Below are 15,614 nucleotides of genomic sequence, written 5' to 3' on the forward strand. Positions count from 1 at the left end.
GGGTGATGATGTGAGCGGGCGAACCGTGATCGTCGGCGCGGGACAGGCCGGCGCGAGAACCGCCACGGCGCTGCGCAAGCTCGACGAGACCGCCGATATCGTATTGCTCGGCGAGGAACACGATCTGCCGTATGAGCGCCCGCCGCTGTCGAAAGAAATCCTCAATGGCGCCTCGCCCTCCAAAGCGACGATCTTTCCCGGCGCGTGGTACGAGGAGAATCGGATCGCGCTGTGCGCCGGCGTGCAGGTCACCGGATTCGACTGGCGCGCCAGGCAGATCTCGCTCGCTCACGGCGAGCCGCTTGCCTACGACAATCTCGTGCTCGCGACGGGCGTGCGGCCTCGGCCGCTCGTCGCACCCGGCGCGACGCTCGACGGCGTGCTGACGCTGCGTACGATCGGCGACAGCGCGAAGCTGTCGGCACGCCTCTCACCCGGCGCGAATGTCGTCGTAATCGGCGGAGGTTTTCTCGGACTCGAAATCGCGGCCACGGCTGTTGCACGACAGTGTGCCGTTACCGTGCTCGAAAGCAGCGACAGGCTGTTGCCCCGCATTTTGGGCGGTTTCCTCGGTCAGTATCTGACGGATCTGCATCGCCTGCATCAGGTCGACGTTCGCACCGGCGTGACAGTTGCCGCGCTCGAAGGTCAATCCTTTGTCGAGGCCGTCAGGCTGGGAGACGGTACGTTGCTTGCTGCCGATGTCGTTGTCGTCGCAATCGGCGCGGTCGCGAACGACGAGCTTGCCCGCGCCGCAGGTGCTGAATGCGCCGACGGCGTGCTCGTCGACGCACAGGCGCGCACGTCGCTGTCCTCGGTCTACGCGGTGGGCGACGTCGCGCGGCAACGCACGCACTGGCTGGGCGAATCCGTGCGCCTCGAGTCGTGGGAAAACGCCGAACTGCAGGCACAGGCCGCCGCCAACGCCATTGCCGGCGTCGAACCTGTCGCCGCCGCGGCACCGTGGTTCTGGACCGATCAATACGACCGCAACATCCAGATGCTGGGCGGCCGCGCAGCCGACGATATCGTCGTCATACGCGGAGACGTCACAGCGCCTTCGTGGTGCGCCTTCTTCGTTGCCGACAGCACGATTCGCGGCGCAGTGCTGATCAACGCGGCACGCGAGCGGCGCAATATCAAACGGTTGATCGATACGCAGCAGCGCATCGATTGCGCGGAAATTGGCGATATCGCACGGCCGCTTTCCAGCCTGATGCGCAACTGAACGAAATCTGCACCCGCGCGCCACGCGCGCAGGCGCAGTTGACATTGCATTCCTATCTTGTGGAGATGAAAGGTGGAGACCGAAATCAAATGGGCCAGGCATGCTGCGCCCGCTACGGCTGCCGGCGATGGTGCCGCGCCTGACTATGTCTGGCCCGACGGCGGCTGCTCGCGCATTCCGTTCTGGGTCTATACGGACGAGGCGATCTATCGCCGCGAACAGGAACGGATTTTCCGCGGACCGAACTGGGCCTATGTCGCGCTCGAATGCGAGATTCCGAATCCGGGCGATTTCAAACGCAGCTTTGTCGGCGATCTGCCGATCGTCGTCGTGCGCGACACGGACGGCAGCGTCAACGCCTTCGCCAACAGCTGCGCGCATCGCGGCGTGGCGTTCTGCCAGAGCGAACACGGCAACGCGAAGTCGTTCACCTGCCCGTATCACCACTGGAGCTACGACCTGAAGGGCAATGTCACGGGCCTGCCCTTCCGTCGCGGCTACAAGGGCAAGGGCGGCATGCCGAAGGACTTCGAGCTGGGCCAGCATCGCGCGCAACCGCTGGTGGTGAACGTGCGCAACGGGGCGATCTTCGCGTCGTTCGATGCAAGCGTCGAGTCGTTCGAAGACTATCTCGGCCCGCGCATGCTGGGGTACTACGACCGCGTGTTCGACGGGCGCAAGCTCGAACTGCTCGGCTACATGCGGCAGCGGATCGACGGCAACTGGAAGTTCATGTTCGAGAACCTGAAGGATCCGTATCACGCGAGTCTGCTGCACGTCTTTTTCGTGACGTTCGGCCTGTTCCGGATGGACGCGGAATCGGCGATCGAGATGGACGAGACGGGACGCCACTGCGCGATGATCAACCGGCGCGGCGGCAAGCTCGACGAAGTCGCCGCGCATGAAATGCGGCAGACGCTGCGCAGCGACATGCAGCTCAAGGACACGCGCGTGCTCGATCTGATCCGTGAATTTCCCGGCGATGTGACGGCCGTGATGTGCACGTTCTGGCCGAACCTGATCATCCAGCAGCAATCGAACACGCTGGCGATGCGCCATCTGGTCCCGCGCGGGCCGGACAGCCACGACCTGCACTGGACTTTCTTCGGTTACGCGGACGACACGCCGGAAATGCGCGCGCACCGCATCCGTCAGGCCAACCTGATGGGACCGGCGGGCTTCGTGTCGGTCGACGACAGCGAAGTGATGGTGATGTCGCAGGAAGGCGTGACGCCCTATAACGACCGCGCGGGCGTCGCAGAGATGGCTGGACGCACCGTTGAGAATCACGACCACACGATTACCGAAGTGGCCGTGCGCGGACTGTACCAACACTACCGCAAGGTGATGGGATTATGACTATGCAGACTCAGCAACGCGTGCAGGCCGTTTCGGCGGACGTACGTTTTGCCATCATGGATCTCTACGCTGCTTACACCGCGGCGCTCGACGAAGGACGCTACAAGGATTGGGCCGACTGCTTCAGCGCGCACGCCGAGTATCGCCTGACGACGAAGGAAAACCACGAACGCGGGCTGCCGATTGCCATCATCTACTGCGACGGCAAAGGGATGATCGAAGACCGCGCGTTCACGACGACGGAGACGACGATCTCGCAGCCGCGCGCGCTGCGGCACATCGTCAGCGGCATGGCGGTTCAGGCCGATGGCGACGGTTATCGCGTCGGCGCGGATTTTCTGATCCTGCAAACCATGCTCGACCGGATGACGGAAGTCGTGATGTCGGGACGTTATATCGATCGCGTCATCGTCGATGGCGAGCGGTTCGTGTTCGAGAGCCGCATCTGCGTGACGGATACGCTGCTCTACCCGACTTCGATCGTGGCGCCTGTCTGAGCGGGTCGAAGGGGGGCGCTTCCGCGCCCCCTTTTGCTGCGTGTTTCAGCCTCGCTTAAAAGTCGTGATTCATACCGATCGAGAAGCCCGTCTGTTTCTCATGCCCCGACGGATTCAGCGTGGCGTTGGTCACGTAGACGCCCGTGAAATGCGTGTAGTCGATGTCGGCATAAAGCAGCGTCCGTTTCGACAGCGCGTACGTGACGCCCAGAATGGCGACGTCCTTGCGGCCATCCACGCCGGCCGTCGAATTCTTGTTGTCGTAGTACGCGGCCGTCACGTTCAGGAACGGCGTCGCCTCATAGCGCAGACCGCCCCACACGTACTGGTTGCGCGTCGCGCCGTGCACCGTCGAGGGAACCGATTGCATGGCAAGCGAATAGCCGCCCATCGCTTCGACGGGACCGAGCGACACTGCACCGCCGGCCGTGTACTGGTTGTTGGCAAAATACGGGGTCGTGGCTGCCGTGGTCGAAAGCGGGTTCGAGCGGTGCGTATAGCCGGCACCGAACTTGAACATTTTCGTGTGGTAGTTCAGGCCGCCCGCGAGCATCGTGCCGCTGGCAAGACTGCCCGCAATGCCGCCCGGTGCATAGACCGCGCGTGCCGTCCACGGACCGAAGTCGCCGTGGTAATGGATCGCGTTGTCGTCGCGGCCGCTGGTGCCGCCCGAAATCGCCGCCGCTTCGGTAATGCCCAGATAGCGCAGGTTGAACGGTTCGAAATCCCGGATCAGCCTGTGTTGCAGCGTGAACTGATGGCCGATGTCGACCTGCCCGAACGGTCCGCCGAACCCGACCGTGGAATTACGTTGAAACAGCTGATTAGTCGTGCTGCTGTTGGCGCCCGTCGACAGAATGTAGCCTGCCTCAAGATCGAAGCGGACGAAGTATCCACCGCCCAGATCCTCGACGCCGAGAAAGCCCCAGCGATTCGATTTGTAGACGCCGTTCGATGCCATCGACAGCGCCGCGCCGCCTGCCTTCGTACCGTTCACGAGATTGCGCAGCCCGCCGTCCAGCGAGCCATACAACGTGACGCTGCTTTGTGCGTGAGCTACCCCACCCGAAAGCCCCAACAAGGTCATTGCTGCCAGCGAACGCCACAGGCCAATCCCGCGTGCGCCGCTTCCTGCTCCTTCAGTTTCAAACATATCTCCTCCATTGACATCGTTAAATTTGTAGGGCGGGGAATGAGCGTCAATGCGCATCCTTCCCTGCCGTCAATCGTTGATTGCACGAAGGTCCGGCCCGATCCGCGTATGGCGTTCTTGCGTTCCGCTTATACGCGTCTGCGTGCCCGCCGCTTGCCGGCCGTCGATCAGAACTGCGTGCGCAGACCGCCGCCTACCGTGGTGCCCGTCGACATCTTGCTGGCGCGATCGGACAGCACGGCCACGTACACGTCGGTGCGTTTTGACAGCGTGTAGTCGTACGAGAACGCCCAGGTGTTGCGATACACCGAGCTATGGCCGGAACTCTTCGAATACGCGTCCGAGCCGAGAATCCGGCCGTAACCGATGGGAATCGAGAAGCCGATCTGTCCGGTATCGATACCGACATCGCCAGTCGAGATCGAGTCCCAGATGTGCTGATACTGGCCAAACAGCTTCACGACGCTCAGGTCGTACGACGCGCCGACGTTCACCACCGACTGCGTCGTCAATCCCGGCAACACCGTGCCGAGGTCGCCCGCGTTCAGGCTGTACTTGATCTGCTGATACACAATCGACGTCGAGAACGCGCCGGGGTTGTACGAGATCTGGCCGCTCCACTTGTTCTGGCCGAGATGGCCCGGCTCGCCGCCGAACGAATACATGGCCTTCCCGGTGAGGCCGTTGAAAGTCGGCGACGAGTAGAACACCGAGTTCCACCACTCGCCCGCATTGCCGAATACGCCTTGCCCATTCACGCCGACGTAGCTGTGCAGCACGATCGGCGAGAAGACGAAAGAATTCCAGAACGGGTTGAAGGTAATGGTCGAGAACCACAGCAGCGGCGGAATCAGGCCTGCACTCGCCGTGCCGTATGCACCGCTCACGCTGACGTACGCGTTGCGCGAAAACAGGCCGTCATGCGGGAAACCGGTGCGGCCCATCGTTCCGTTCTGGATATTGAAGTAGCCTTCGAGGTCGAAGAGAACCTTGGTGCCGCCGCCGAGATCTTCCGTGCCGCGCAAGCCGAAATACGGCGCCGTCATACCGCCGTTGCCGGCGATCACGCTCGACTGCCCGTTCATCGGCTTCTTGTAGCCGATGAACGCATCGAGAAGCCCATAGAGCTGCACGCTCGATTGCGCGTGCGCCGCTCCCGCAAACATGGCGGCGCCAAGCACCAACGCATTCAACCCCAGTTTTATTTTCATCTATGTCTCCTGCCCTTCCAGATCTTTTGATTTATCGCTGCGAGGCGGGGCGCCTTCTAACACGCTGGTACGCGTCGAATAATGCTCCGGAGGATCACCACATTGTTAATTCGTACTACAAACTGTTAAATCTGCATTGACACGTCTTATCGATGTCAGCGTGCGGTCTTCAGATACAGCAGAACGTCGAATGGTCTGGGCGGGCCAGTCCGGACAGGTTTTACGGCCTTGCTTAAGCCTGGTTCTGCGCGCGTGCGTGCGCTGCCGCCGGTGTTTTCGACGGCTGCTGCTTCGAGCAAAGCAGCGTGTGCAGTACCACCAGCGTGAGACCGCCGGAGATCACCGGCTGCTGGAGCACGAGTTGCAGCATCAGCGGCATCGCATGAATGACTTCAGGCGAGATGAAAAGACCACCTAGACCGACGAGAAACGCGAGCCCCGCTGCAATCAGCCGCCGATCGTCCCATTCGACCTGCGCGAGAATGTGCACGCCATGCATGAAGACGATGCCGAACAGCAGCGTCGCGGCCGCCGAGATCACGGGGATCGGCACGACGACGAGCAGCATGTCGAACTTCACGCAGCCGCCGAGCACGATCAGGAGAACGCCTGCCGCGAGCGTCACATAGCGCGAACCAACGCGCGTCGCACGCAGAATGCCGATATTGTCCGGATACGCGATCGTGCTGAAGCCACCCCACATTGCCGCGACGACCGAGCCGATCGCCACGCCGAACAGGCCTTCGGACATGCGACCCGGACTCAGCGTCTCCCCGCCCCAGTCGGCAACTGTCTGGTAGAGCGCCATCGATCCCATGCCCGCCGGAATCAGCACGAGCAGGAACACCGCAACGAGATCGGGGCGCACGCCGAAGCCAAACGGAAAGATATGCGGTTCGACGACGAGCGGCGCAGCAGCCACGGCCGCAAACGACACCGGCTGGAACAGCGTATAGGCCAGCGTACCGAGCGCGAGACCAAGCAGGATCGCGACGCGACGCAGCCGGCGTCCGCCCCACAACATCGCGAACACGATGCCCGCCACGGCGACCGCGCCGGAAAGCAGGTTCACGACCGGAAAGCCGGGACTCTTCGGGCTGCCGATCCAGGTCGGCAGTGCGACGCTGGAGATCTGGACCATGATCAGCATCACGATCATCCCCGAGATGATGGGCAGGCGCAGATGCCGCGCGAACATGCCCGCAATGCTGCGTCCGCGGATCGGCACCGTGAGCAGACACCAGATCAGCGACGCGGCGAAGAACGATCCGAACGCCGTGCCGAGCCCGCCCGACTGCAAATGACCGACCGTCAGCAGCGCACCGAAACTCCCTGCATAAGGACCCTGCGCGACGGGCAGGCGCAACAGCAGCACCGATTGCAGGATCGTGATGATCCCGCACGACATGAAGGTCATCCCGTACAGATACGCGATCTGCGGATCGGACAGATGAAAAGCGCGGCCGAGAATTCCCGGGAACACGAACATGCCCGTCATGCCGAAGACGTTTTGCAGCGCAAGCACGACCAGTTGCGAGAGTGGCAACCGCTCGTTGATTCCGACGTCGAAAACGCGCGCAGACGCATGCTCTGCAGCGGCCTCCCGGATTGCAGCGCCGGGGTTCGGTATGTCTGTGCTCAAGGTGCGTTCCATTCGATCAAAAACGAAATCCTGTCCGGCGACGCAGACTCTATGGCCGCATCGCACCCTTTCCCTTCAGACGCCATCACGCGAAGGAAACAGCTTGCATGTCCGTGACGGACGGCGTGCCACCCGTATCTTCAGTGATCCTCAGTTGTCGAGCGGAACGCCCTTCGTCTCGGGACCGAACCAGATCGACACCATGCCCACGATAAAGAGCAGCGACACCGCCGCCGATGCTGCCGGAAACGAACCGAACTTCGCGACCACGGCGTTCCCGGCGATCGGACCAATGCTCGTCAGCGCGCGGGCCATGTTCCAGCAGAAGCCCTGTCCCGTTGCACGCACGCGGGTTGGGAAAAGCTCGGGCAGATAGGCCGCAAATGTGCCGAATGCGCCGATCACGAAATAACCGTACACGGGCATCAGCCACAGCACGCCGCCGATGTCATGCACCGTCATGAAGAGCACCAGCGATATCGCGAGCGATCCGGCCGAGAAGATGAAGTACGACATACGGCGGCCAAGTGCATCGAGCATCCAGATCAGCGTCAGATAGCCGAGCGTCGCGCCGATCATCATGAGAATGAACGCGTAGCTGACCGTCGTGCCGATGTCGCGGTGATCCGCAGCCGTGACCGACAGCTGATGAATCCAGCTCGGCAGGAACGTGAGACCGCCCCAGCAGCCGAGCATCGCCGCCGACGAGACGACCACGCCGATGATCGTCTTGCGGCGAAGGCCCGGCGCGAAGATCGCGGTGAAGGTTTGCATCGCGGATTCGGCGATGACGCTGTCGCGCACCTGCACCCAGCGTTGCGGCTCGGGCACGAAGCGGCGCACGAGAATCGTGATGAGCGCGGGTGCGGCGCCCACGCCGAGCACGACGCGCCAGCCGAAGCGGCCGAGCAGCAGATTGTCGAGCGCCGCCGCGAGAAAGCCGAACGCGAACGCCATCTGCATGATCTGCATCGCGCGGGCGCGTTGCCGGCCCGGCCACGATTCGGCGACGAGCGCCGCCCCTGCCGCCCATTCGCCGCCGATGCCGAAACCCGCCATCGCCTGCGCGACCGCGAGTTCCGTCCATGTTCTTGAAAATGCGCTCAGCAGGGTGAACGCCGCGTAGATGAGGATGGTCCAGCCCATGACGCGCGAGCGGCCAAAGCGGTCGGCGGCCACGCCGAACAGCACGCCGCCGATGCCCCACGTAAGCAGCTTGCCCGCAATGATGTAGCTGCCGATCTTGCTGATTTCGGTCGCATCGGAGCTATGCAGCAGCTGGCCGACGCTCGGCACGAGCACGAGCGTGAAGAGATTCAGGTCCATCGAATCGAACATCCATCCGAGGAACGCCGAAATCAGCGCCAGCCACTGATAGCGCGACAGCCTGAATCCCTGAGGCTCGGCCGAAGCCGCCGACGCCGGCTTCGCGCACTGCGTTGTGCCCATTGTCCCGTCTCCTGATCTTTCGCCGCGAAAGCGGGCGATTTGATTGGTACGGGTCGTGGTGCCCGTTTCGTCATTGGGCGCAGTATAGCGTAATGCAATTAGATTGCAATACAGATTATTGTATTACGACACGATGCGCCGATGATCACCATCCGCCAGATCACGTCTGTGCGCGATCGGGCGGAGGCTTACGTCGTCGACGCGGCGTTCCGGCCGGCCTAGTCGTTGGCCGCTACCGCCAGCACCTGCACCGCCAGTTTTTCCGCCTGCTCCACATGGCGCTTGCACGCCGCTGCAGCCGCGTCGGCGTCGTTGCGCATGACTGCATCGACGATCGTCGCGATCTCGTCGTAGCTTTGCGGCAGGCGCCCCTCCTGCGAGAGCGTCGTCGCGCGCAGCATCATCACGCGCGTATGGACCAGACGCAGCATCTCGGTCAGCACAGGATTGTTGGCGCCCTCGAGCATCACGTCGTAGAACTGGGCCTTCTGTCTCAGGAAGCGCATCGTGCCGTCCTGCCCCTGCAGTTCCCGCATCGATGCGAGTTCGCTCAACGCCTGTTTCAGCGCCGCGCGCTGCTCGTCCGTTGCGCGCTCGGTGAACTGGCGGCCCGCCAGCGCCTCGAGTACCGCGCGCACTTCATAAAGCCCTCTCGCCTCGTCGCCCGTCATGACGGAGACGATCGGCCCCTTGTGCGGAATGATCTGCACGAGCCCTTCGGCCACGAGCTGACTCAGCGCTTCCCGAACGAGCGTGCGGCTCACGCCGAACATCTCGCACAGTTCGCGCTCGACCAGCCGGTCGCCCGGCTTGAAAGTCAGATCGCTGATACACCCGCGCAAGCTGTCGATCACCTGCTGGCGCAGCGTTGCTACCGGTCGAACTACCAGTCTGTTGGTATTCATTCCATCCCTTTGCCGTATGAATTGGGGAGAGCCTCGTCAAAACTTCGTAATACAATCATATTGACATTCGAAAACGAAGCTCCGATACTGTCCTCCAATTATACAATCCTACAACCGTTGGACAAACCCGAAGGTTACTCATGGAAGACATCACGCTATCCGAACGTCGTGCCATCGGCGCAAAGATTCGCAAGGAGGTGCTCGGCGCGAGCCACACGGCGGGCAACGCCGATCCCCATCTTTTCGACACCGTGTTCCGCGAATACACGGAAGACGTGTGCTGGGGCAACGTGTGGAACCGCGAGGGCCTGACGCGCGCAACGCGCAGCATGCTGAACCTCGCGATGCTGGCGTCGCTCGGCCGCTGGCACGAATTCGAAGTGCATACCCGCGGTGCCGTGAACAACGGTGTGACGGAAGAGGAAATTGCCGAAGTGGTGCTGCAGGCGGGCGTCTACGCAGGCATTCCCGTGGCGGCCGAAGGATTGCGTCGCGCGAAAGCGGTCGTGCTCGACCTGAAGGCGAAAGCCGCGGCGACCGCCTGAAAACGGCTTGCGGTTCGTGACGTCGCCCGGCGATCCGTCACCTCATCCCAGGCACGCATGCCTGGCAGTTCAGTGGGTCGCGGGCGTTTCCCGCTGTGGGTTGCCGAGCCGGTAACCAGGCGCATCAGGCACCTGTCGCTCCCCGAGCCTTACCCGTACAAGTCATGTCTCATTCAACTTTCTGCGAAATCCCAGCCGGCCGCATCGCTTACTCCCGTCGCGGGACGGGCCGGCCGCTGGTTCTGCTTCATCCGATCGGCGTCGACCGATGCTGGTGGGACGAGTACGTCGAGCATTGGGCCGCATCGTATGACGTCGTCGCAATCGACATTCGCGGCCACGGCCATTCGAGCACCGTCACCGCTCCCATCACGCTTGCCGAACATGCGGCCGACGTCGCCGCCGTGCTACGCCAGGAGCGCCTGGCGGGTGCGACGCTGATCGGTGTATCGATGGGCGGGATGATTGCGCAGCGTGTCGCGATCCAGTTTCCCGAACTCGCCGGCGCGCTGATTCTGTGCGGCACAGCGGGTGGCTTTCCCGACGAAGTGCGCCCGCGCATTCTCGCGCGCGGCGACATGAGCCGGCAAGGTTCGATGTCCGAAGTGATCGACGAGACGATCGCGCGCTGGTTCCTCACGGACACACCGCGCCCCGATCTCGTCCAGAAGTGTCGCGAGCGGCTCGCCGCGGACGACTGGTACAGCTGGAGCGCGAACTGGCGGGCCATCTCGCTGCTCGACAATCTCGGCGAACTGCCGGGCGTGTCGGCACCGGCGCTCGTCGTCGCGGGCGAAGCGGACGCGAGTATCCCGCCGGCCGTGTCGCAGAAGATCGCCGATGCGCTGCCGCACAGCCGCTTCGTCGTGGTGCCGGGTGCTGCGCACTTTGGCGCATTCGACATGCGCGCCGTGTTCGCAGCGATCTTCGACGATTTTCTGTCGACGCTCACCGAGTGAAATGAAACGCGAGCCCGCCGGCGCGTTGGAACAGTCTCAAGCGTCACGCGGCTCAGTAGTGATCAGATGTGTAATCAGATAAACGGAGCGACGCCCAGACGGGCCGATCGCTCCCAGGAGGCAGCATGGCAATCACAATCCGATCATCCTTCACGGTCGATGCACCGCCCACGGACGTATGGGCAACAATGATCGACATCGAACGGTCCGCACCGTGTTTTCCGGGCGCGGAACTTAAGGAACAGCAGCCCGACGGCAGCTATAAGGGCGGCTTCACCGTCAAGCTTGGCCCGCTCACGCTGAAGTTCGCGGGCAAATTCAAGATCGCTGAACAGAACGACGCCGACCGCACGGTCGTGGTGTCCGCCAGCGGCACCGACACCAAAGGCCGCGGCGGCGCCGAAGCGCAGATCAACGCAGCCGTCGCCGACGCGGGCGGCGGCAAGACCAAAGTCGACGTCGTGTCGGACGTCAATCTGTCGGGCACGGTTGCGCAGTACGGGCGCGGCGCCGGGATGATCGAGGCGCTCTCGCAACAACTGCTGAACCAGTTCGCGAAGAACCTTGCCGCGCTTATCGAAGCGGACGCGGCACATGCTGCGCAAGCCGCGGCTCCCGCCGTTGCTCCGGACATCGCGAGCGAGCCGGGCGCGCCCGCCGCTGCGACGGCATCGGATGCGCCGAGGCCCGCCACCGAAGCGCGTCGCCCGCCGCCCGCACCGGCACCCGTCGCGCCGCTCGACGCCGGCGCGCTCATGCGCAAGGCGATGTGGCAATCGATCGTGAATTTCTTCGCGCGGCTCTTCGGCGTCAAACAGCATCACTGAAGAAGTCACCGCCGCACTATCGGAGCACGCATGAAACCCAGTGAATTCCAGTATCACGCGCCGACCACCGTCGACGAAGCCGCGCAACTGCTCGGCACGCTCGAGGACGCGCGAGTGCTCGCCGGCGGCCAGTCGCTGATGCCGATGATGAACTTCCGGTATCTGATGACGAGTCACCTGATCGACCTGAACGGCGTCGAAGCACTGACCCGCATCGAAGAGCGCGATGGCCGCCTGCACATCGGCGCAATGGCCCGGCAACGCGACATCGAACTGTCGCCGCTCGTCACGCAGCGCGCACCGCTGATCCGCGAGGCTTACCAGCTCGTCAGCCACAAGCAGATCCGCAATCGCGGCACGCTCGGCGGCAGCCTGTGCCAGCTCGATCCGTCGTCGGAACAGCCGTGCTTCACTGCCGCGCTCGACGGCGTGCTGACCATCGCCCGCTACGAAGACGGCGCCGTCACACACCGCGAGCTGCCGATGTCCGACTGGGCGCTGATGTACATGACGCCCGCGCTCGAAGAAGGCGAACTGCTCGCCGGCATTTCGCTCGACATCTGGCCCGAAGGTCATGGCTATGCATTCGAAGAGTTCGCGCGCCGTCATGGCGATTACGCGATCGTCGGTGTCGCGGCGCTGTGCACCGCGGATGCGCAAGGACGCCTCGACCGCGTATCGCTGACGATCTGCGGCGTAGCGCCCGGCCCCGTCCGGATGCACGAAGTCGAGACGTCCCTGCGCGGACGCCCGATGGACGACAGCGCGCTGCGTATAGCGAGCGACGCCGCCCGTGCGCTCGACGTGATGACGGATGCGCACGTCAGTACCGACTACCGCCAGCATCTTGCCGGCGTCCTGACCGAAAGAGCGCTGAAAACAGCGTTCTCGCGCGTCGCAAGACAATCGTAGAGTGACAGAGGAGATGGACATGGAGACTCGTATCGTCAGAGTCGTCGTCAACGGCACCGCTTATGAGCACGAGGTGGAATCGCGCCGCATGCTCGGTGATTTCCTGCGTCACGACCTCAATCTCACCGGCACGCACTACGGCTGCGAGCACGGCGTATGCGGTGCCTGCACCGTGCTGATCGAAGGCCGCACCGCGCGCGCCTGCCTGACGCTCGCAGCCCAGGTGAACGGCCGCTCGCTGACCACCGTCGAAGGGCTCGCCCACGCGGACGGCACGCTCAACGAGTTGCAAAAAGCCTTTAGCGAAACACACGCGCTGCAGTGCGGGTTCTGCACGCCCGGCATGCTGATGACGCTGACCGAACTGCTGAACGAAACGGATTCGCCGACGGAAGCCGAGATCCGCGAAGCGATCACGGGCAATCTGTGCCGCTGTACGGGCTATCAGCCGATCGTGGCTGCGGCCCTGCTCGCTGCACAGCGCATTCGCGATCAGCGTGCTGCAACACCAGCGGCATCGGCAGCACACGCTACGGAGTAACACGATGGAAATATCCGATCTGAAGGGTGCGCCCACCGACCAGCGCTTCATCGGCAAGCGCGTCGCGCGCACCGAAGACAAGAAGCTGCTGCAGGGCCAGGGTTCCTACGTGGACGACGTGCACCTGCCGAACATGCTGCAGTCCGCGGTGCTGCGCAGCCCGCACGCGCACGCGAAGATCGTCTCGATCGACTGCACGGCGGCCCGCGAACTCAAGGGCGTGCACGCCGTCTACACGCACGCGGACCTGAGCGGCCGCGCGCGCGGCCGTGCGCCGTCGATGCTGCCGAATCCGGCGATCCGCTTCGAGCGTACCCAGGAACTGCTGGCGTCGACGGAAGTGACGTTCGCGGGCGAAGCGGTGGCGTTCGTCGTCGCGGACAACCGCTATATCGCCGAAGACGCATGTGGTCTGATCGAGATCGAGTACGAGCCGCTGCCCGCCGTCGCCGACTGCCGCGACGGACTGCGTCCCGAGTCGCCGCTTTGCCACACCGACGCGAAAGACAACGTCGTCGCGCATATCGAAATGGGTTTCGGCGATATCGACGCCGCCTTCAACGATGCACCGCATATCGTCGAGGAAACATACTGGCAGAACCGTGGCTCCGCGCATCCGATGGAAACACGCGGCTATCTCGCCGAATACCATGCGGCCAACGGCGAGTTGACCGTGTGGTCGTCGGGTCAGGCGCCGCACCACGAGAAGAAGAACCTCGTCGAACTGCTCGAATGGGATGCCGAAAAGCTGCGCGTGCTGATGAACGACGTCGGCGGCGGCTTCGGTCCGAAGCTGCCGTTCTATCCGGAAGAAGCGCTCGTCGCGATCGCGGCCGTTGCGCTCAAACGTCCCGTCAAATGGATTGAAGACCGGCGCGAGCATTTTCTCGCCGTCACGCAGGAGCGCGACCAGTGGTGGACCGTGCGCATGGCGCTCGGCAACGATGGCAAGATTCGCGGCGTGAAACTGGAGATGGTGCACGACAACGGCGCGTTCCTGCCGTGGGGCATCATCACGCCGTATATCTCCATCACGACGACGCCCGGCCCTTACGTGATTCCCGCGATGGCCGCCAAGCTCGACGTCGTCTACACGAACAAGTGCGCCACTTCACCGGTGCGCGGCGCAGGCCGTCCGCAGGCGGTGTTCGCGATGGAGCGGATTCTCGACAAGGCCGCGCGCGCACTCGGCATGGACCGCGCGGAACTGCGCTGGCGCAATCTGATCCAGCCGGAGCAGATGCCCTATGACGCAGGCTTCATCTATCGCGACGGCAGCCCGCTGCGCTACGACAGCGGCGACTATCCGGCCTGTCAGAAAGCCGCGCTCGAACGCGCGCACTACGCGAGCTTCGCCGAGCGCAAAGCCGCAGCGCGCCGCGAAGGCCGCTTCATCGGCATCGGCATGGCGAGCTTCGTCGAAGGCACGGGCATGGGTCCGTTCGAAGGCGCCACGGTGCGCGTGCAGGCGAACGGCCGCATTGTCGTGATCACGGGCGCGTCGCCGCAAGGCCAGGGCCACAAGACGACCTTCGCGCAGATCTGCGCCGAACAGCTGAACGTGCCGCTCGAAACGATCGACGTCATTACGGGCGATACGGGCGGCATCTCGATGGGCGTCGGCACGTTCGCGAGCCGCGCGACGGTCAATGCGGGCAACTCCGTCTACATCGCCGCTCAGGCCGTGGGCGAAAAGATGTTCACGCTCGCCGCGCACCTGTGGAAGTGCGAGCCCAGCGAACTCGTGCTGATCGAGGGTCACGTCGCGCGCCGCTCGGGCATCGAACAGCGCATGAGCTACGGCCATCTCGCGAAAATCTCGCAAGGCATGCCGGGCTTCACGATGCCCAAGGGCCTCACCGCCGGCCTCGAAGAGACGAAATACTTCTCGCCCGCGCAGTCGACGTACTGCAACGGCACCGCCGTCGTCGAACTCGAAGTCGATCGCGAGACAGGTCACATCACGATCCTCAACTACGTGATGGCGCACGACTCGGGCAAGCTGATCAATCCGATGATCGTCGATGGCCAGGTGATCGGTTCGGTCGCGCACGGCATCGGCAACGCGACGCTCGAGTGGATGCAATACGACGAGAACGCGCAACCGACCACGACGAACTTCGGCGAATACCTGCTGCCGATGGCAACCGACGTGCCGAACATCGACATCGTCCACCTCGAAACGCCTTCGCCGTTGAACCCGCTCGGCGTCAAGGGCGCGGGCGAAGGCGGCACGATTCCGGCCGCAGCGGCGATCGTCGCGGCGATGGAAGACGCGCTCTCGGAATACGGCGTCGAATTCACCGAAGCACCGCTCGTTCCGCAGCGTGTGTTCCAGAAGCTCAAGGAGGCCGGCGCTTACGCGCGCTGACCTGCCGCAGGCGCC

14 protein-coding genes are annotated in these 15,614 nt (G+C 63.5%); 9 read left to right on the forward strand and 5 right to left on the reverse strand.

From position 1 onward, the window contains the following. The first annotated feature begins 10 nt into the window (after window positions 1–10). From G3O01_RS32915 to G3O01_RS32925, 3 genes are all read left to right on the forward strand, one after another. The gene (locus tag G3O01_RS32915; RefSeq protein WP_205811158.1) at window positions 11–1,228 is read left to right on the forward strand and encodes an FAD-dependent oxidoreductase; all 1,218 of its coding nucleotides are present in this window, start codon (window positions 11–13) and stop codon (window positions 1,226–1,228) included. 72 nt (window positions 1,229–1,300) lie between these two features. Beyond that, entirely contained in the window at window positions 1,301–2,587 is a 1,287-nt protein-coding gene (locus G3O01_RS32920; protein ID WP_346779234.1) for an aromatic ring-hydroxylating dioxygenase subunit alpha, read from the forward strand. Further along, on the forward strand, window positions 2,584–3,084 hold the full coding sequence (locus G3O01_RS32925) for a nuclear transport factor 2 family protein (protein ID WP_205811159.1): 501 nt from the start codon (window positions 2,584–2,586) through the stop codon (window positions 3,082–3,084). The genes G3O01_RS32920 and G3O01_RS32925 overlap by 4 nt, the downstream gene beginning before the upstream one ends. A 55-nt stretch (window positions 3,085–3,139) precedes the next feature. Here G3O01_RS32925 and G3O01_RS32930 read toward each other — a convergent pair whose 3' ends face one another. The 5 genes from G3O01_RS32930 to G3O01_RS32950 all read right to left on the reverse strand — a co-directional run bounded on the left by G3O01_RS32930 (window position 3,140) and on the right by G3O01_RS32950 (window position 9,444). Next, window positions 3,140–4,237: a porin gene (locus tag G3O01_RS32930; RefSeq protein ID WP_205811160.1), complete on the reverse strand. Its 1,098-nt coding sequence runs from the start codon at window positions 4,235–4,237 to the stop codon at window positions 3,140–3,142. A 167-nt stretch (window positions 4,238–4,404) separates the two neighbouring features. Further along, window positions 4,405–5,448, reverse strand: coding sequence for a porin (locus G3O01_RS32935; protein ID WP_205811161.1), 1,044 nt, complete (start codon window positions 5,446–5,448; stop codon window positions 4,405–4,407). A gap of 232 nt (window positions 5,449–5,680) precedes the next feature. Next, entirely contained in the window at window positions 5,681–7,090 is a 1,410-nt protein-coding gene (locus G3O01_RS32940; RefSeq protein WP_241024456.1) for a solute carrier family 23 protein, read from the reverse strand. A gap of 150 nt (window positions 7,091–7,240) precedes the next feature. Next, entirely contained in the window at window positions 7,241–8,539 is a 1,299-nt protein-coding gene (locus G3O01_RS32945) for an MFS transporter (protein WP_205811163.1), read from the reverse strand. A 218-nt stretch (window positions 8,540–8,757) separates the two neighbouring features. Beyond that, a complete protein-coding gene (locus tag G3O01_RS32950) occupies window positions 8,758–9,444 on the reverse strand; it encodes a GntR family transcriptional regulator (RefSeq protein ID WP_205811164.1) in 687 nt (228 codons plus the stop codon). A gap of 140 nt (window positions 9,445–9,584) precedes the next feature. Here G3O01_RS32950 and G3O01_RS32955 point away from each other — a divergent pair, with 140 nt between their 5' ends. The 6 genes from G3O01_RS32955 (at window position 9,585) to G3O01_RS32980 (ending at window position 15,599) form a co-directional block, all read left to right on the forward strand. Further along, window positions 9,585–9,989: a carboxymuconolactone decarboxylase family protein gene (locus G3O01_RS32955; RefSeq protein ID WP_205811165.1), complete on the forward strand. Its 405-nt coding sequence runs from the start codon at window positions 9,585–9,587 to the stop codon at window positions 9,987–9,989. 164 nt (window positions 9,990–10,153) lie between these two features. Further along, window positions 10,154–10,948, forward strand: a complete 795-nt coding sequence (locus G3O01_RS32960; RefSeq protein WP_205811166.1) for an alpha/beta hydrolase — start codon at window positions 10,154–10,156, stop codon at window positions 10,946–10,948. Between the two features lie 125 nt (window positions 10,949–11,073). Further along, entirely contained in the window at window positions 11,074–11,775 is a 702-nt protein-coding gene (locus tag G3O01_RS32965; protein WP_205811167.1) for an SRPBCC family protein, read from the forward strand. Between the two features lie 30 nt (window positions 11,776–11,805). Then, window positions 11,806–12,687: an FAD binding domain-containing protein gene (locus G3O01_RS32970; RefSeq protein ID WP_205811168.1), complete on the forward strand. Its 882-nt coding sequence runs from the start codon at window positions 11,806–11,808 to the stop codon at window positions 12,685–12,687. A gap of 19 nt (window positions 12,688–12,706) precedes the next feature. Beyond that, window positions 12,707–13,228 carry a (2Fe-2S)-binding protein gene (locus tag G3O01_RS32975; protein ID WP_205811169.1) on the forward strand — a complete coding sequence of 174 codons (522 nt, stop codon included), beginning with the start codon at window positions 12,707–12,709 and terminating at the stop codon, window positions 13,226–13,228. A gap of 4 nt (window positions 13,229–13,232) precedes the next feature. Next, complete coding sequence (locus G3O01_RS32980; RefSeq protein WP_205811170.1) at window positions 13,233–15,599, forward strand: xanthine dehydrogenase family protein molybdopterin-binding subunit; 2,367 nt, start codon at window positions 13,233–13,235, stop codon at window positions 15,597–15,599. The last annotated feature ends 15 nt before the right edge of the window (window positions 15,600–15,614 follow it).

It is taken from the genome of Burkholderia sp. Ac-20365 (genome assembly GCF_017104715.1).
Lineage (GTDB): Bacteria > Pseudomonadota > Gammaproteobacteria > Burkholderiales > Burkholderiaceae > Paraburkholderia.

Coding starts and splice junctions, on each gene's coding strand:
- G3O01_RS32925 (WP_205811159.1), top strand. CDS start 2,584: ATGACTATGCAGACTCAGCAACGCGTGCAGGCCGTTTCGGCGGACGTA.
- G3O01_RS32930 (WP_205811160.1), bottom strand. CDS start 4,237: ATGTTTGAAACTGAAGGAGCAGGAAGCGGCGCACGCGGGATTGGCCTG.
- G3O01_RS32935 (WP_205811161.1), bottom strand. CDS start 5,448: ATGAAAATAAAACTGGGGTTGAATGCGTTGGTGCTTGGCGCCGCCATG.
- G3O01_RS32945 (WP_205811163.1), bottom strand. CDS start 8,539: ATGGGCACAACGCAGTGCGCGAAGCCGGCGTCGGCGGCTTCGGCCGAG.
- G3O01_RS32950 (WP_205811164.1), bottom strand. CDS start 9,444: ATGAATACCAACAGACTGGTAGTTCGACCGGTAGCAACGCTGCGCCAG.
- G3O01_RS32955 (WP_205811165.1), top strand. CDS start 9,585: ATGGAAGACATCACGCTATCCGAACGTCGTGCCATCGGCGCAAAGATT.
- G3O01_RS32960 (WP_205811166.1), top strand. CDS start 10,154: ATGTCTCATTCAACTTTCTGCGAAATCCCAGCCGGCCGCATCGCTTAC.
- G3O01_RS32965 (WP_205811167.1), top strand. CDS start 11,074: ATGGCAATCACAATCCGATCATCCTTCACGGTCGATGCACCGCCCACG.
- G3O01_RS32970 (WP_205811168.1), top strand. CDS start 11,806: ATGAAACCCAGTGAATTCCAGTATCACGCGCCGACCACCGTCGACGAA.
- G3O01_RS32975 (WP_205811169.1), top strand. CDS start 12,707: ATGGAGACTCGTATCGTCAGAGTCGTCGTCAACGGCACCGCTTATGAG.
- G3O01_RS32980 (WP_205811170.1), top strand. CDS start 13,233: ATGGAAATATCCGATCTGAAGGGTGCGCCCACCGACCAGCGCTTCATC.